This window comes from Pseudomonas sp. 1 (genome assembly GCF_056626735.1).
This window is the reverse complement of record NZ_JBWXMQ010000002.1, coordinates 173,373-188,705: the sequence shown is the minus strand read 5'-3', so window position 1 is coordinate 188,705 and position 15,333 is coordinate 173,373. Positions and strand designations below refer to the sequence as shown.

Here is a 15,333-nt window from a genome sequence, read left to right as displayed (position 1 = left end):
GTTCATCGCCGTGGCCACCTGATCGGTGCGGTTGAACTGCTCGTTGGTGCCGCCGGCCATCAGCGTGGCGATGGCGTTCAACTCGCCGCTGGCGCTGTCCAGATCCTTGGCGCTGTGTTGCAGGTGATTGAAGGTTTCGGCGAGGAAATCGCGCAGGGTGTTGGCGGCAGCCGCCAGGTTACCCAGCTCGTCCTGACGGTCGCTGGCCACGCGCTCGACCAGACGGCCCTTGCTCAACTGGGTGACGTAGTCGATGAGTTTGCGGATCGGTTCGACCAGATTGCGGTTGACCAGCCACAGGCTCAGCAAACCGATCAGCAGGCCCGACGCAAGCATCACCAGCAGCCCCAGCCAAACGGTGCGATCGGCACTGGCGCTGATCTGCGCCGATTGTTCGGTGCCCTGCTTGCGCAGCTCGGCCACCAGTTCACTCATCTGGTCGCTGGCGGCTCGGTCGACGCCTTTGACGGCGGCGTCGCCAGCGGTCGGATCGGCACCGGCGGCGACGTAGGCATCGCGGCCCTTCTGATACGCAGCACCGAGCTGACGATGTTCTTCGCGCAGACGTTCGATGCGGGTTTTCAGTGCAGGCTCAAGGCTTTTCTGATTCGCAAGCTCACCGAGGATGCCCTGCACATCGCGCTGACGGTCTTCGAACTGGCTCCAGTATTTGGCCAGATCCGCCGGTTGCTTGCCGCGCAGCAGAACGTTTTTCCACTCCTGGACCTGCACCTTGAATTGCAGGTTGGCTTCGTCGATCAGTTGCGAGGCGTGCAAGGGGCCGGCGATCAACTGGCTGTAACTCTGCACGCCGTTGGACAGGAAGTGAAAACAAGCCAGCGCGATCAACAGCATCGCCAGCAGGCTGCCGCTCAGCAGGGCAAGAATTTGCGCTCTCAGGGATTTTTGCAGCATCGCAGGTACTCGGGACAGGGATGAGGCACGTCCGGCAAGACGTGATTTTTTAACCGGACATCCCTGTCGGCGAACCTTGGCTCTTGGCCGAAGGCGCGCAACCTAACCCATGCGTGATCGGCGTGCCAGAGCCCTTCTTTAGAAATATCCGACCGCCGGTAACGCATTGATTTGACATCATTTTGCTGTCACACAAGTGTCATGTGACATTGCGATGATGCGGCTCAGGTGAATCTGCAAATCCCGCGACAGACGCCTCCTCGCAGCGAGCCTTCATGAACCACAGCCTCGATATCAGTCATCGTGATCCTGACCTGTTCGGCCTGCTTTACGGTTTTCGGTTTCGCCCCGGTGAACGCGGGCGCGAGGTGGATTCGGCGACCGCCCTGCGCTGCCTGCAAGACGACAGCGAGGGCGATGAATTTCTCTGGCTGCACCTGAACCTGGCCCACGCCGCGTGCGAGCGCTGGATGAAAAGCCATCTGCAATTGCCCGAAGAGTTTTTCGAAGCGCTGCACGAAGGCTCGCGCTCGACGCGCATCGAGCATGTCGATTCGGCTTTGCTGGCAGTGGTCAACGACGTGGTGTTCAACCTTAGCAGCATGGTGTCGTCGGACGTGTCGACGCTGTGGGTCTGCGTGCGCAGCAAACTGATCGTCAGTGCGCGCCTGCAACCGCTGCACTCGGTGGACAAGCTGCGTTCTTCGGTGAAGTCCGGCGAGTGCTTTCGTTCGCCGCTGGAACTGCTGGTGCATCTGCTGCGTGATCAGGGTGAAGTGCTGACCCAGATCGTGCGCAAGACCAGCATGAGCGTCGATCAGGTCGAAGACGAATTACTCTCCTCGCGACTCTCGACCAACCGCGCCGAACTCGGCGCCAACCGCCGGGTGCTGGTGCGCCTGCAACGATTGCTGGCGCTGGAGCCGGGTTCGCTGCTGCGCCTGCTCAACCGGCCGCCGCCGTGGTTGCAGAAGGAAGACGTGAAGGAGCTGCGCAAATCCACCGAGGAGTTCGCGCTGATCATCAACGACCTCACCGCCCTCGGCGAGCGGATCAAGCTGTTGCAGGAAGAGATCGCCGCCAACCTCAACGAACAGAGCAACCGCACCCTGTTTACCCTGACCGTGGTCACGGTACTGGCGCTGCCGATCAACATCATTGCCGGCTTTTTCGGCATGAACGTCGGCGGGGTGCCGCTGGCCACCGATCCCGAAGGGTTCTGGATTCTGGTGGCGCTGGTAGCAACGTTCACCGTGATCGCCGGGCGCTGGGCGTTTCGCAAGCGGCGGGATTATTAAGAGCCGATCTCCTTGTGCCGCTCGTTCCCACGCTCCGCGTGGGAATGCCGCCCGGGACGCTCCGCGTCCCTGTGACGCAGAGCGTCACCTTATGCATTCCCACGCGGAGCGTGGGAACGATCATCATCCTTCAGATCAGCGGTGAAGCTAAAAACCCAAATACTGATCTATCGCAGATTCTCTGTAATATTTAGCAACGATCATGGGCAACACTCCTTCCCCCGCTCAGGATTGTCCGCCCATGGCTACTCCCTCCCTGACCGCCAGCCCGGCCTCCGCTGCCAGTGGCAGACCGGTCCTCGACAAGAAAACCGGCCCGTTCACCTACGTGGTGTTTTTTGCGGTGCTGGCGATGGGGCTGCTGTTCACCGCCTACAGCCTGATGCACGACATGCACCAACTCGGCACGGTGGTCACCACCTGGACCCCTTTTCTGCTGCTCGGCGTGGCGCTGTTGATTGCGCTGGGCTTCGAGTTCGTCAACGGTTTCCACGACACCGCCAACGCCGTGGCCACGGTGATTTACACCCATTCGATGCCGCCGTATTTCGCGGTGGTCTGGTCGGGGTTCTTCAACTTCCTCGGCGTGTTGCTGTCGAGCGGCGCGGTGGCGTTCGGCATCATCGCGCTGCTGCCGGTGGAGCTGATTCTGCAGGTCGGTTCGTCCGCCGGGTTCGCGATGATCTTCGCCCTGCTGATCGCGGCGATCCTGTGGAACCTCGGCACCTGGTGGCTGGGCCTGCCGGCTTCGTCGTCGCACACGCTGATCGGTTCGATCATCGGCGTCGGCGTGGCCAACGCGTTGATGCATGGCCGCGACGGCACCAGCGGTGTGGACTGGGCCCAGGCGACCAAGATCGGTTACGCCCTGCTGCTGTCGCCGCTGGTGGGTTTCGGTTGTGCGGCGCTGTTGCTGCTGGCGTTGCGCGCGTTCGTGAAGAACCGTTCGCTGTACAAGGCACCGAAAGGCAACACCCCGCCGCCGTGGTGGATTCGCGGTCTGCTGATTGCGACCTGCACCGGCGTCTCGTTCGCCCACGGCTCCAACGACGGACAGAAAGGCATGGGCCTGATCATGCTGATTCTGGTCGGTACGCTGCCGATGGCTTATGCGCTGAACCGCACCATGCCTGCCGATCAGACGTTGCAGTTCGCGGCGGTGGCCGAGGTCACCCAGCAGGCGCTGGTGAAAAGCGCCCCGCTGCCGGCCCCGGCCGATCCGCGTCCGGTGCTCTCGGATTACGTACGCAGCAAGCAAGCCACGCCACAACTGATCCCGGCCCTTGCTTCCCTGACCGGACACATCGGTGAAGAAGTCAAAGGCTACGGCTCGCTGGCGAAAGTGCCAGCCGAGGCCATGGGCAACGTGCGTAACGACATGTACCTGGCCAGCGAAACCATCCGCCTGATGGACAAGAACAAGGTCGGTAACTTCGACGCCGATACCACCGGCAAGCTGCAACTGTTCAAGCAACAGATCGACAACGCCACGCGGTTTATTCCGTTGTGGGTGAAGATTGCCGTGGCGATCGCGTTAGGGCTGGGCACCATGGTCGGCTGGAAGCGGATTGTGGTCACGGTCGGCGAGAAGATCGGCAAGACCCACCTGACCTACGCCCAGGGCGCCTCGGCAGAAACGGTTGCGATGCTGACCATTGGCGCCGCCGACATGTTCGGTCTGCCGGTGTCGACCACTCATGTGCTGTCCTCGGGCGTGGCCGGGACCATGGTCGCCAACGGTGGCGGCCTGCAGATGAAGACCATCCGCAATCTGCTGATGGCGTGGGTGCTGACCTTGCCGGCGGCGATTGTGCTGTCGGGCAGTCTGTATTGGCTGTTTACCCGGATCTTTTGAACACTTCGGGCTTTTGTGGGAGCTGTTAAAGCGTTGAGCGAATCAAATCCCCCAACCAATCCATGAACACCCGAACCCGCAACGGCAGATGCCGCTGCCTCGCGTACAGCAGTGAAATACCCATCGCCGGCGCGGCGTATTGCGGCAGCACGGTGACGATCTCGCCGCTGTCCAGATAGGTGTTCATGCCGGTGCGCGGCACCTGAATCAGACCGAATCCTCCCAGGCACGCCGACTCGTAGGCATCGGTGCTGTTGACCGTCACGCTGCCGGCCATCGGCACGCGATGGACCTGCCCGTCCTGCTCGTAGACAAACCCTTCCGAACGCGAACCGAGCACACCGACGTAGTGCACCAGCCGATGCTGCGCCAGATCCTCAAGCGTTTGCGGCACGCCGTAACGCTCCAGATATGCAGGGCTGGCGCAGTTGATCATGCTGAAATCCCCCAGATGCCGCGCCACCACGGATTGATCCGGCTGCGCGCCGACGCGCAGCACGCAATCGAAACCTTCGGCGAGCAGGTCGACCCGGCGATCGGTGCTGCTGATTTCCAGTTCCAGATTCGGATGACGGGCCATGAACTCCGGCAGCTTCGGCATGATCAGCCGCCGCGACAGAATGTTCGGCATATCGACCCGAATCCGCCCGGTCAGCGACGCTTCGTCCTGACGGAACAGGTTCTCGATTTCGTCCATGTGCGACAGCAGATCCTTGCTGCGCTCGTACAGCGCCAGCCCGTCCTGAGTCGCCTGTACCCGGCGTGTGGTGCGCTGCAGCAGGCGCGTGCCGAGCAGGGTTTCCAGCGCCTGCACCTGTTCGGACACCGTCGAACGCGGCAACCCCAGACTCTCCCCCGCCTTCGTGAAACTCGACAATTCGCTGACCCGGACGAAGGTGCGCAGCAGTTCCAGTTTGTTCATGAGCCACCCATTGATTGTTCTGACAATCCGACCAGTGATTCCGGTTTCAGTCTGTTTATCACCTCACGGCGGATAAATAAACTTTGCCTCATCAACCGTCACCGCCAAACGAGGAAGACCCATGAACCGCAAAATCGCATTGATCACCGGTGCCAGCCGTGGCCTCGGCAAGAACGCCGCCCTGCACCTCGCCGCCCAAGGCGTGGACATCATCGGCACCTACAACAGCCGCGCCGATGAAGCGCAGTCGTTGGTCGCGGAACTGAAAAATCTCGGCGCCAACGCCGTGATGCTGCAACTGGATGTCGGCCGCAGCGAAGGCTTTGCCGATTTCGCCGTGCAAGTCGAACAGGCGCTGCAACAGCTCGATCGTCCGCGCTTCGATTTCCTGATCAACAACGCCGGGATTGGCGTGCATGCGTCCTTCGCCGACACCACGCCGGAGCAGTTCGACCTGTTGATGAACGTGCAGTTGAAAGGGCCGTTCTTCCTGACTCAGCAACTGCTGCCGCTGATCAACGATGGCGGGCGGATCATCAACATCTCCAGCGGTCTGGCCCGTTTCACCCTGCCGGGTTATGCCGCTTACGCGGCGATGAAAGGCGCGATGGAAGTGCTGACCCGCTATCAGGCCAAGGAGCTGGGCGCGCGGCAGATCGCCGTGAATATCCTGGCCCCGGGCGCCATCGAAACCGACTTCGGCGGCGGCGCGGTGCGCGACAATTCGGCGCTGAACGCGATGGTCGCCAGCAACACCGCGCTGGGCCGTGCCGGTCAGCCGGATGACATTGGCGGCGCGTTGGCGCTGCTGCTGTCGCCGGGGGCGCAGTGGATCAATGGTCAGCGGATTGAAGCGTCGGGCGGGATGTTTCTCTAAACCCTCAACAAAAACCGGACAAAAAAATCGCAGCCCTCTCAGGCTGCGATTTTTTGTTTCAGCTCTGGCAAGCGTTGCGCATCACCAGCCGCTCGCGCACCACGTCATAACCCCAGTGGTAGATGTAGGTGTACGGCAGGAAAAACAGCAGCACGCCGATGTCGAGCAGGAACGCCTGCCACAGACTGACCGACAGCCACCAGGCAATCAGCGGCACGCCCATCACGATCAACCCGCCCTCGAACAGCAGCGCGTGCGCCACCCGCACCCAGGCGTTGTGCGGGATGTTCCAGCGTTTGAGCATGCGATCGAAGAAGCCGTTGAACACCACGTTCCAACCCAGGGCCAAGAGCGCGATGGCAATGGTGACCGCACCCATTTCGACCAGCGGCTTGCCCATGATCAAGGCCAGCAACGGAGTACAGATCAGGATCGCCAAAAGTTCGAAACCGATGGCCTGGAAGATACGTTCAGTGATGGATTTGTTGGCAGTCATGGCGAACTCCTCTGTGAAGATGGTTGCCATGATCCAGCACCAAACCGATACTTCAAAACCAATAACCATCGATCAAGGCGATAGTTCATGGCCTCTCAGGAAGTGTTGCTGGCGTTTGTCCAGGCGGCGGCTCAAGGTTCTTTTTCGGCGGCGGCGCGCAAACTCGGGCGCAGTCAGTCGACGGTGAGTGCGGCGGTGGCCAGTCTTGAAATTGATCTGGACTTGATCCTGTTCGACCGCAGCAGCCGCAAACCGACGCTGACCCCGGCCGGCCACGTGATGCTGCAACGGGCCGAGGCGATTCTGGCGGCCACCAGCCGACTGGAAATGACCGCCCGGCAATTGGCTCAAGGCGTCGAACCGAAACTCACGGTGGCGATTTCCGACACGTATCAGTCCGACCGATTCGAAGCGGCACTGGTGGGGTTCGAGCAGCGGTATCCGGATCTGGAACTGGAATGCCTGATCGCCGAATGCGATGACCTGGTTGAACTGGTGCAGCGCGGTCGGGCGCACCTGGCGTTCGCCGAGATGCAGGACAACTACCCGCCGGATCTGGCGACTGCGACCGTCGCCGAACGCACTGAAATCGCCTTGTTCGCCGGTCGCAACCATTCGTTGGCAACGCAGGAATCCATCGATCAAACAGTCCTTGAACAACATCGCGAGCTGCGCCTGGCCACCATCGTCAATCCCTATGACAGTCGCGGCAAAGGCCGGGTGTGGTCGGCGCCGAGTTATCTGATGCTGCTGGAAATGGCGGAAAAAGGTTTCGGCTGGGCGCCACTGCCGCGCTGGCTGGTGGAGCGCTTCGGCAATGACTTGCTGGTTGAACTGAAGGTGCGCGGCTGGCCGAAACCGGTGTTCGTCGATGCACTGTGGTCGCGGCTGTACCCGCCGGGGCCGGCGGGCAGCTGGTTGCTCAGCAAAATGCTGGAATAGCTCAGGCCGCCTCGATGGCGGCCGGGCGATTGACCTGAAAATACTCGTGCAACCGGCGCATCGTCGGCAACTCCAGCGCCTGCGCCGCGTAACACAATCCCACCCGCCGGGTCGGCGCCGGCAGGTGCAGCGCACGCACGACGATACGCTCGTGCCCGCTGACCAGCGACTGCGGCAACATCGCCACGCCAACGCCCGCCGCCACCATGTGCAACGCCTGTTGCAGTGAACCGGCATGCCCCGCCACGGCTTCCGGCGACCGCCCATAAAGCGCCATCAAGCGCTGATGGGACGGATGTTGCGGACAGGTGATCCAGTCCTCGATCGGCGCCCAGCCGGCCTGCGCGTTGGCCATCGGATGATCAAGGGGCAGCGCCATCACATAGGATTCTTCCCACAGCGGCAGGAACAGTTCGTCCTCGCAGCACATTTCCTCGACCGCCAATCGACCATCGCCGTGACAACCCTCCTCCAGGGTCAGCAGCAGATTGGGCAACGCCTGATGGGCCATGCGCACGAAGGCTTCGATGTGGCTGGCGGCGATGTCGCCCTCGATGCCGAGGGTCAGCGGCGCGCGGTTTTCGCGGCCGCGAAACATCCGGCTCAGCGCCTCGGCTTCGGCCACCATCCGCCGCGCCTGCGGGTACAACAATCGCGCTTCGTCGCTGACCTCCACACCACGGGGCTGACGCACGAACAGCGGCGCGCCGAGTTCTTCTTCCAGTTGTTTGATGGTCACCGACAACGTGGGCTGGCTGATGAACAGCCGTTGCGCGGCAGCGGTGATATTGCGTTCCTCGAATACGGCGAGGAAGGCTTTGAGATGGCGGATATCCATAGGAGATTCCGATAGTAGACAGAGGAATAAGGCATTTTTCAGCCTCCAACGGGCTAAATATACTGCGCCACGAATCTGGTTATTTGTTTTTCTTATTTCAGGAGTTCAACCATGGGCAAGCCATTGATCATCATCACCGGTGCCAGCTCGGGCATCGGCGAAGCCACCGCTCGCCGCTTGAGCGCTGCCGGCCATCCACTGCTGTTGCTGGCCCGGCGCATCGAACGCCTGGAAGCACTGGCCCTGCCGAACACCCTCAGCCGCCGCGTCGACATCACCGACCGCGCCGCGTTGCTGGCCGCTGTTGCCGAGGCGCAAGCGCAGTTCGGCCCGGCCGATGCACTGATCAACAACGCCGGCGTGATGCTGCTGGGCGAGATGAGCAAACAGGACCCGGCGCAGTGGGACCAGATGCTCGACGTCAACGTGAAAGGTTTGCTCAACGGCGTACACGCGGTGGTGGCCGGGATGATCGAGCGCAAGCACGGCACCATCATCAACGTCAGCTCGGTGGCCGGGCGCAAGACCTTCCCCAACCATGTGGCGTACGTCGGCACCAAGTTTGCGGTGCACGGGTTGTCGGAAAACCTGCGTGAAGAGTTGTCGCCGCATAACGTACGCGTGATCACGATTGCGCCGGGTGCGGTGGAGACCGAATTGCTGAGCCACACCACGGATGAGGCGATCAAGACCGGGTATCAGGCGTGGAAGCAGGACATGGGCGGCACGGTGCTGAGCGCCGAAGATGTGGCGACGGCGATTGCCTATGCGTATGGGCAGCCGCAGGGGGTTTGTATTCGCGAGATTGTGATGGCTGCTACGCGTCAGCAGGCCTGATCCATTGTTACAGACCTAAATGGCCCCTTCGCGGGCAAGCCCGCTCCCACATTTGATCGCATTCCAATTGTGGGAGCGGGCTTGCCCGCGAAGAGGCCAATATTGCCAACGATCCTTTCGGATCAGTCCAGTGCTTTAAGCCGCCCCTCGATAAACCGCCGCTCCGGCTCCTGCCGCGTCAACTCCAGCGCCCGCGTATAAGCCGCCCGAGCCTCCTCGACCCGCCCCAACTGCCGACAAAACTCCGCCCGTGCCGAATGCGCCAGGTGGTAATCCTGCAGCTCCCCGCGCTGCAGAATCCCCTCGATCAAGGTCAACCCGGCCAGCGCCCCGTCGCGCTTGGCCACCGCCACCGCCCGGTTCAACTCGATCACCGGCGACGGCACCGCCCGCAGCAAAACGTTGTACAGCCCGACGATCTGTGCCCAGTCCGTCGCCTCTGCTGTCGGCGCCTCGGCGTGCACCGCCGCGATTGCCGCTTGCAGGCAATAAGGGCCGAAGCGTCCGGTGGTCAGAGCCCGCTCCACCAGATTGCAGCCCTCGGCAATCAGCTCGGCATTCCACGAACTACGATCCTGGTCATCCAGCAAAATCAACTCACCATCCGGAGAAGAGCGCGCCGACCGCCGCGACTCATGCAGCAGCATCAACGCCAGCAACCCCATGACTTCCGGGTCCGGCAACAACTCCAGCAACAACCGCCCGAGGCGAATCGCCTCGCGGGTCAAATCCTCGCGGGTCACCTGGGCGCCGCCGGACGCCGAGTAGCCTTCGTTGAACACCAGATAAATCACCCGCAACACGCTGTCGAGGCGTTCGGGCAACTCACTCAGACTCGGTACTTGATAAGGAATTTTCGCGTCGCGAATCTTCGCCTTGGCCCGCACGATGCGCTGGGCAATCGCCGCCGGGGCCGAGAGGAATGCGCGGGCGATTTCTTCGGTGGTGAGGTCGCAGACTTCACGCAGGGTCAGCGGCACTTGCGCGTCCGCCGCCAGCGCCGGATGACAGCAGGTGAAGATCAGGCGCAAGCGATCGTCTTCCACGTCTTCAGCGTGCCATTCGGCCTGTTCCAGTTCTTCCAGTTGCGCCAGCAACAATGGTTGCGAGGCCTTGAACCGGGCGCGACGGCGCAACACGTCGATGGCCTTGAAACGCCCGGTGGACACCAGCCAGGTCCGCGGATTGTCCGGCACGCCGTCACGCTGCCAGCGCTCGACCGCGACGAAGAACGCCTCGTGCAAGGCTTCTTCGGCGAGGTCGAAATCGCCGAGCAGGCGGATCAGGGTCGCGAGGATCCGCCGCGAGTCTTCGCGATAGACCTGCTCGACCCGCGCCCTGACTTCAGACATTCAACTGGCGCACAGGACGCACTTCGACGCTGCCGACCCGGGCCGCCGGAATGTTCCCGGCGACCTGAATCGCCTCGTTCAGATCCCGCGCGTCGATCAGGTAGAAACCGGCCAGCTGCTCCTTGGTCTCGGCGAACGGGCCGTCAGTGATCGACAGCTTGCCGTTGCGCATGCGTACCGTGGTGGCGGTCTGCACCGACTCCAGCGCTTCGGCGGCGACCATCCGCCCGCTGCCCTGGATCGACTCGGCATAGGCCCAGCACTCGGCGTCTTCCGGGCTGTCGGGCGATGAATGCAGCAGGCGCTCGTCGCTGTAGACCAGGCATAAATACTTCATGGCGTTCTCCTGAATCGGACGGATCAACTATGGCTTAAGATCAGGGTTTCGCATCGAACAGGGTCGCACCAGTCATCGGATCGAACGGTGCCGACCAGTGTTCGTGGGCAATTTTCCAGGCACCGCCGACCAGCCGATAGCAGGCAGTGGCGCGCATCCAGCAACTCTGGGTTTCGCCTTTTTCATTGGTCCCGCCGCAGTTGGCGACCCAGTGAGCGAAGGCGATGTTGTCGCCGGTCTCGATGGCGATTTCGTGGAATTCGAAGATGTGCGGGCCGGGGCACATTTCCATGCAGGCGATCCAGTGGGCGCGGTAGGCCTCCTTGCCCTTGAATTGCAGGGCCTTGATCGCATCGAACGAGAGGATGTCGTCGGCGTAAAGGGTCATGACCTTGTCCACGTCCTTGGTCATGACGGCCTGACGGTAGGTGTCGATCACGGCTTGAATCTGCGCTTGCGTACTCATGGGGTTTCTCCCTGGTTTTTGTTGTGAAGACACCCTTAGTCGTTCGGCGATTGGCCGGATCGACAACCGAAACAAAAAATTACCGAAGAAGCCAAAATCGCTAGAATCCGAGGCTCATCTTTGCAGGAAAAGGAAATTCCCGTGTCAGCCCGACTCGTACCTTACGAAAGCCTGAACGCCGCCCAACGCCAACAGGTCGAGGCCATTGAAATCCACCCCGAGCAGATCAAATTCTCCGGCGACATCCACGGCGCCCTGCACACGCTGCTGTCCAAACCCGGCCCAGGCGTGAAGGGATTCGCGCTTTTGGCCGAAGACGTGCCGGTGGCCTTCCTGCTGCTCAAGCGCCCGCCGGCGTTGCCGGAATGGGCCGATGAACACAGCGCCACCCTGCATGCGTTGCAGGTCGATCACCGCGCCCAGGGCAAGGGCTATGGCAAGGCCTGCCTGCTGGCGCTGCCAGAAGTTGCGCGCGAGGCATGGCCGGAAATCAAAGGGCTGGAACTGTCGGTGGACGCCGACAACGACGCCGCGATTGCGCTGTACGCCAAGTACGGCTTCGTCGACAGCGGCGAAGCGTACAAGGGCCGTATCGGTTACGAGCGGCGGATGGGGTTGTTCTTCTAATCGTCGGGGGAGCAACGATGATCGAGAGTAAGGCGCGGGTGCGCGACATGCTCTACCGACCCACCCGTTGATCGTTCCCGCGCTGCGTGAGAACGATCAGGTCAGGGGCTTCTCCTCAGAGGGTCAGGATCATCTCGTGCCACGCCATCCCGCCGTGGTCGGACTCGGACGGTTTGATATAGGCAAAACCGAATCCGGCGTACAGCGGGATGTGCCGCTCCTTGCACATCAGGTGAATCGTTGCCTTGCCCTGCTCGCGCATGCGTTCGATGAATTCACCCAGCAGACGCTTGGCCAGACCCTGGCCCTGATAGTCCGGGTGCACCACCACCGACATGATCACCACGTTAGGCCCGGCCGGGTCGTGGCCGATCAGTTCCTTGAACGCCTCGTCGGACATCTGCACATCGAACGCCGCGCCGGAGTTGATGAACCCGGCCACCTGCCCGTCCACCTCGGCGACGATGAACCCGTCCGGCCAGGTGGCGATGCGCGTGGCGATCTTCTCGCGGGTCGCGGCTTCGTCGCCTTCATAGGCGAGGGTTTCGATGGCGTAGCAGCGGTCCAGGTCGGCGGCGGTGACGTGGCGGATGACGGTGTTCATGGCGGCTCGAAATCAGTGGAAACAAGGCGGCCAAGGATAAAGGAATAAGGTGTTCATATCGATCCGCGCGGGGAGCGTAAAGCCTGCGTATAAGCGCTTTTCTTCGGATTCGGGACGGTCTATTTCTGACGCCTGTCTCTGATCACCCGAGGAGGGAACCGTTTATGAGCAGCGTGGAAATCGGTTTGTTGATGGTGTTGGGCATCAGTGTCTTCGGTTTCATCACCCTGGGCATCGACCTGTTGCGGGCACGACGGATCAAGGGCAAATAAGGCTCGACCGGCAGCGCGAAGCGGGTTCGCGCTGCCGGTTGTCGATCAGGTTTTCTTTTCGACCGGGACACAGATTTCCAGCTTGCCGGTATTGAGCTTCGGGTTGAAGTCGGCGCTGTAGCGCTCCAGCTCCGGGGCGTTGAGCCCTTTGTAATCAGACGCCGGCAGCCAGGTGTTGTAGATGTAGTCAATGGTCTGCGGCAGCTGATCCAGCGACCCCTTGTGTTCGAACACTGCGTACTGACGCGGCAGGATTTCGATCCACGGATACTTTTCCTGCGGGAAGTCATCCAGCTTCCTGATTTCGACCCCGGCCATGTAATCGAAACCGCCGTTACCGTCGAAATTGCTGCAAACGCCGTAGGTCACCTCGCCCTTTTGACCCGGAATGCTTCCGATGTGCGGGATCAGTTTTTCCCACAGCGCGGAGATGTCCTGAACGGTCTCTTTGGTAAAGCGATCGCGAAAACCTGCAATCAGCAGGAAGTGCCCATGTTCGAAGCGAGGTTCAGCCACTTCGACGCGTTTTTGCTCATCCATGACGCGACTCCTTGAACGAAAAAAATGGGTTCGGCTGGGAGTATAGAAGCCAAACCCGATTCGCACATTTACAGCGTATGCAGGGCCTCGGCGGCGCCTGAACCGACGAATTCGTTATAACCGGATACGATCACGTAGACCGCGAAATAGCAGAAGATCGCCGCAGATGCCAGGTAGGAATAGCGCAGCAGCTTGTCGCCGAGCAACTTGCCGCCGTGGCTCGCGGCGAAACACAGCCCCGCCGACCACAGCAGCCCGGCGCACAAGAAACCGCCGAGGAACAGCGCCGAGCTCAAAGGACCGCCGCCACCGGAGCGGGCGATCAAGGTGCCGCCGACGGCCGCGAACCAGAGGATGGCGCTCGGCGACGACATGGCGAGAAAAATCCCGCGAAAGAACTCCTTGCGATGGGAGTTCTGCCCGACTTCGGCGGTCGCCGCCAATTGCGCTTCGTGATGAATCGCCGAATGGATCATCTTCGCCGCGAAGTAGATCAACAACGCCGAACCGCCGATCCACAGCACCCAGCGCACGGTTTCGTATTGCAGCAGAACGGTCATCCCGGCCAGCGCCAGTACCGCGTAGATCAGGTCGCCGACGCAGGTGCCGAGGCCCAATGCGAAGCCCTGAAAATAGCCGCGCTGCATGGCCAAAGTGATCATGGCGATGTTGGCCACGCCGATATCCAGGCACAGCGAAAGGCTCAGCAAGAAGCCACTGGTGAATTCCATTAACCGTTTTCCTTGGGAAAAAATTGTTGTCGTGCACGCTGGACAGTCAGCCATTGCTGCCCTTATCTTCCGCCACAGGTCACCGCAGTGACCAGCGTCGCTCGGACGGTTCCGGGCGCTTACGTTATCCGAGGCAACAATGGCTGAACAAGGTTCGCCGCGCCGCTTTGCGCGCATTGATCGACTCCCCCCTTACGTTTTCAACATCACTGCCGAGCTGAAGATGGCCGCCCGACGTCGTGGCGAAGACATCATCGACTTGAGCATGGGCAACCCCGACGGCGCCACGCCGCCGCACATCGTTGAAAAACTGGTGCAGGTTGCACAACGCGAAGACACCCACGGTTATTCCACGTCCAAGGGCATTCCGCGCCTGCGTCGGGCGATTTCCAACTGGTACAAGGAACGCTACGAGGTCGAGATCGACCCGGAAAGCGAAGCCATCGTCACTATCGGTTCCAAGGAAGGCCTGGCGCATCTGATGCTGGCGACCCTGGACCAGGGCGACACCGTGCTGGTGCCGAACCCGAGCTACCCGATTCACATCTACGGTGCCGTGATTGCCGGCGCCCAGGTGCGGTCGGTGCCGCTGGTGCCGGGCGTGGACTTCTTCGCCGAACTGGAACGGGCGATTCGCGGCTCGATCCCGAAACCGAAGATGATGATCCTCGGCTTCCCGTCCAACCCGACCGCGCAATGTGTGGAACTGGATTTCTTCGAGCGGGTGATCGCCCTCGCCAAACAGTACGACGTGCTGGTGGTGCATGACCTGGCCTACGCCGATATCGTCTACGACGGCTGGAAAGCCCCGTCGATCATGCAGGTGCCGGGCGCCAAGGACATTGCGGTGGAGTTCTTCACCCTGTCCAAGAGCTACAACATGGCGGGCTGGCGCATCGGTTTCATGGTCGGCAACCCGGAACTGGTCAGCGCGCTGGCGCGGATCAAGAGCTACCACGATTACGGCACGTTCACCCCGCTGCAGGTGGCCGCGATTGCTGCGCTGGAAGGCGATCAACAGTGCGTGCGTGACATCGCCGAGCAGTATCGCCAGCGCCGCAACGTACTGGTCAAGGGCCTGCATGAACTGGGCTGGATGGTCGAGAACCCGAAAGCCTCGATGTACGTCTGGGCGAAGATTCCCGAAGCCTACGCGCACCTCGGTTCGCTGGAGTTCGCCAAGAAGCTGCTGGCCGAGGCCAAGGTCTGTGTCTCGCCGGGTGTCGGCTTTGGTGAGTACGGCGACGATCACGTGCGCTTCGCGCTGATCGAAAACCAGGACCGGATTCGTCAGGCGGTCCGCGGGATTCGCGGGATGTTCCGGGCGGATGGCCTGGGCACTAAGTAACTGCCTCCTCCCCACCTGATCGTTCCCACGCTCCGCGTGGGAATGCAGCCCGGGACGCTCCGCGTCCCTGCCGAAA

At 61.5% G+C, this 15,333-nt stretch carries 16 protein-coding genes and 1 pseudogene; 7 read left to right on the top strand and 10 right to left on the bottom strand.

What is annotated here, in order from left to right; translation table 11 throughout:
• Positions 1-225 precede the first annotated feature (225 nt).
• Positions 226-336, bottom strand: a pseudogene (locus AC1MDC_RS03960) (hypothetical protein); the annotation flags it as partial.
• 854 nt (positions 337-1,190) lie between these two features.
• Between AC1MDC_RS03960 and AC1MDC_RS03955 the strand changes: the two are divergent.
• Entirely contained in the window at positions 1,191-2,213 is a 1,023-nt protein-coding gene (locus AC1MDC_RS03955; RefSeq protein WP_085606510.1) for a transporter, read from the top strand.
• Positions 2,214-2,454: 241 nt separating this feature from the next.
• Positions 2,455-4,068 (top strand): inorganic phosphate transporter, encoded by a 1,614-nt coding sequence (locus tag AC1MDC_RS03950; RefSeq protein ID WP_480392541.1) that lies wholly within the window; start codon positions 2,455-2,457, stop codon positions 4,066-4,068.
• Between the two features lie 25 nt (positions 4,069-4,093).
• Here AC1MDC_RS03950 and AC1MDC_RS03945 read toward each other — a convergent pair whose 3' ends face one another.
• Positions 4,094-4,990 (bottom strand): LysR family transcriptional regulator, encoded by an 897-nt coding sequence (locus tag AC1MDC_RS03945; RefSeq protein WP_227233276.1) that lies wholly within the window; start codon positions 4,988-4,990, stop codon positions 4,094-4,096.
• A 121-nt stretch (positions 4,991-5,111) separates the two neighbouring features.
• Between AC1MDC_RS03945 and AC1MDC_RS03940 the strand changes: the two genes are divergently transcribed.
• Positions 5,112-5,867: an SDR family NAD(P)-dependent oxidoreductase gene (locus tag AC1MDC_RS03940; RefSeq protein ID WP_480392540.1), complete on the top strand. Its 756-nt coding sequence runs from the start codon at positions 5,112-5,114 to the stop codon at positions 5,865-5,867.
• Between the two features lie 58 nt (positions 5,868-5,925).
• Here the strand turns inward: AC1MDC_RS03940 and AC1MDC_RS03935 are convergent, their stop codons facing one another.
• Positions 5,926-6,363: a multidrug/biocide efflux PACE transporter gene (locus AC1MDC_RS03935; RefSeq protein WP_085701612.1), complete on the bottom strand. Its 438-nt coding sequence runs from the start codon at positions 6,361-6,363 to the stop codon at positions 5,926-5,928.
• Between the two features lie 87 nt (positions 6,364-6,450).
• Between AC1MDC_RS03935 and AC1MDC_RS03930 the strand changes: the two genes are divergently transcribed.
• Positions 6,451-7,305, top strand: coding sequence for a LysR family transcriptional regulator (locus AC1MDC_RS03930; RefSeq protein WP_480392539.1), 855 nt, complete (start codon positions 6,451-6,453; stop codon positions 7,303-7,305).
• Position 7,306: 1 nt separating this feature from the next.
• Here the strand turns inward: AC1MDC_RS03930 and AC1MDC_RS03925 are convergent, their stop codons facing one another.
• Positions 7,307-8,143: a LysR family transcriptional regulator gene (locus AC1MDC_RS03925; protein WP_480392538.1), complete on the bottom strand. Its 837-nt coding sequence runs from the start codon at positions 8,141-8,143 to the stop codon at positions 7,307-7,309.
• A gap of 111 nt (positions 8,144-8,254) precedes the next feature.
• On the opposite strand from AC1MDC_RS03925, the gene AC1MDC_RS03920 reads away from it, so the two are divergent.
• Positions 8,255-8,980, top strand: a complete 726-nt coding sequence (locus tag AC1MDC_RS03920) for an SDR family oxidoreductase (protein WP_266201706.1) — start codon at positions 8,255-8,257, stop codon at positions 8,978-8,980.
• 122 nt (positions 8,981-9,102) lie between these two features.
• Here the strand turns inward: AC1MDC_RS03920 and AC1MDC_RS03915 are convergent, their stop codons facing one another.
• Genes AC1MDC_RS03915 through AC1MDC_RS03905 form a run of 3 tightly spaced genes read right to left on the bottom strand, consistent with a single transcriptional unit; the run spans position 9,103 to position 11,135 of the window.
• A complete protein-coding gene (locus tag AC1MDC_RS03915) occupies positions 9,103-10,332 on the bottom strand; it encodes an RNA polymerase sigma factor (protein WP_234205865.1) in 1,230 nt (409 codons plus the stop codon).
• A complete protein-coding gene (locus AC1MDC_RS03910; protein WP_007951101.1) occupies positions 10,325-10,669 on the bottom strand; it encodes a YciI family protein in 345 nt (114 codons plus the stop codon). Before AC1MDC_RS03910 ends, AC1MDC_RS03915 begins: the two co-directional genes overlap by 8 nt.
• A gap of 40 nt (positions 10,670-10,709) precedes the next feature.
• Positions 10,710-11,135 (bottom strand): YybH family protein, encoded by a 426-nt coding sequence (locus AC1MDC_RS03905; RefSeq protein ID WP_266201704.1) that lies wholly within the window; start codon positions 11,133-11,135, stop codon positions 10,710-10,712.
• Positions 11,136-11,276: 141 nt separating this feature from the next.
• On the opposite strand from AC1MDC_RS03905, the gene AC1MDC_RS03900 reads away from it, so the two are divergent.
• Positions 11,277-11,762, top strand: a complete 486-nt coding sequence (locus AC1MDC_RS03900; RefSeq protein ID WP_085697113.1) for a GNAT family N-acetyltransferase — start codon at positions 11,277-11,279, stop codon at positions 11,760-11,762.
• A gap of 115 nt (positions 11,763-11,877) precedes the next feature.
• Here AC1MDC_RS03900 and AC1MDC_RS03895 read toward each other — a convergent pair whose 3' ends face one another.
• The 3 genes from AC1MDC_RS03895 to AC1MDC_RS03885 all read right to left on the bottom strand — a co-directional run bounded on the left by AC1MDC_RS03895 (position 11,878) and on the right by AC1MDC_RS03885 (position 13,909).
• Positions 11,878-12,366 (bottom strand): GNAT family N-acetyltransferase, encoded by a 489-nt coding sequence (locus AC1MDC_RS03895; RefSeq protein WP_085697114.1) that lies wholly within the window; start codon positions 12,364-12,366, stop codon positions 11,878-11,880.
• A 317-nt stretch (positions 12,367-12,683) separates the two neighbouring features.
• Positions 12,684-13,178, bottom strand: a complete 495-nt coding sequence (locus AC1MDC_RS03890; protein ID WP_085701617.1) for a GyrI-like domain-containing protein — start codon at positions 13,176-13,178, stop codon at positions 12,684-12,686.
• Positions 13,179-13,246: 68 nt separating this feature from the next.
• Positions 13,247-13,909: a LysE family translocator gene (locus AC1MDC_RS03885; RefSeq protein ID WP_085697116.1), complete on the bottom strand. Its 663-nt coding sequence runs from the start codon at positions 13,907-13,909 to the stop codon at positions 13,247-13,249.
• A 139-nt stretch (positions 13,910-14,048) separates the two neighbouring features.
• Here AC1MDC_RS03885 and alaC point away from each other — a divergent pair, with 139 nt between their 5' ends.
• Positions 14,049-15,257, top strand: coding sequence for an alanine transaminase (gene alaC, locus AC1MDC_RS03880; RefSeq protein ID WP_085697117.1), 1,209 nt, complete (start codon positions 14,049-14,051; stop codon positions 15,255-15,257).
• The last annotated feature ends 76 nt before the right edge of the window (positions 15,258-15,333 follow it).

Coding starts and splice junctions, on each gene's coding strand:
- AC1MDC_RS03945 (WP_227233276.1), bottom strand. CDS start 4,990: ATGAACAAACTGGAACTGCTGCGCACCTTCGTCCGGGTCAGCGAATTG.
- AC1MDC_RS03890 (WP_085701617.1), bottom strand. CDS start 13,178: ATGGATGAGCAAAAACGCGTCGAAGTGGCTGAACCTCGCTTCGAACAT.
- AC1MDC_RS03920 (WP_266201706.1), top strand. CDS start 8,255: ATGGGCAAGCCATTGATCATCATCACCGGTGCCAGCTCGGGCATCGGC.
- AC1MDC_RS03910 (WP_007951101.1), bottom strand. CDS start 10,669: ATGAAGTATTTATGCCTGGTCTACAGCGACGAGCGCCTGCTGCATTCA.
- AC1MDC_RS03955 (WP_085606510.1), top strand. CDS start 1,191: ATGAACCACAGCCTCGATATCAGTCATCGTGATCCTGACCTGTTCGGC.
- alaC (WP_085697117.1), top strand. CDS start 14,049: ATGGCTGAACAAGGTTCGCCGCGCCGCTTTGCGCGCATTGATCGACTC.
- AC1MDC_RS03905 (WP_266201704.1), bottom strand. CDS start 11,135: ATGAGTACGCAAGCGCAGATTCAAGCCGTGATCGACACCTACCGTCAG.
- AC1MDC_RS03915 (WP_234205865.1), bottom strand. CDS start 10,332: ATGTCTGAAGTCAGGGCGCGGGTCGAGCAGGTCTATCGCGAAGACTCG.
- AC1MDC_RS03885 (WP_085697116.1), bottom strand. CDS start 13,909: ATGGAATTCACCAGTGGCTTCTTGCTGAGCCTTTCGCTGTGCCTGGAT.
- AC1MDC_RS03950 (WP_480392541.1), top strand. CDS start 2,455: ATGGCTACTCCCTCCCTGACCGCCAGCCCGGCCTCCGCTGCCAGTGGC.
- AC1MDC_RS03895 (WP_085697114.1), bottom strand. CDS start 12,366: ATGAACACCGTCATCCGCCACGTCACCGCCGCCGACCTGGACCGCTGC.
- AC1MDC_RS03940 (WP_480392540.1), top strand. CDS start 5,112: ATGAACCGCAAAATCGCATTGATCACCGGTGCCAGCCGTGGCCTCGGC.
- AC1MDC_RS03930 (WP_480392539.1), top strand. CDS start 6,451: ATGGCCTCTCAGGAAGTGTTGCTGGCGTTTGTCCAGGCGGCGGCTCAA.
- AC1MDC_RS03925 (WP_480392538.1), bottom strand. CDS start 8,143: ATGGATATCCGCCATCTCAAAGCCTTCCTCGCCGTATTCGAGGAACGC.
- AC1MDC_RS03935 (WP_085701612.1), bottom strand. CDS start 6,363: ATGACTGCCAACAAATCCATCACTGAACGTATCTTCCAGGCCATCGGT.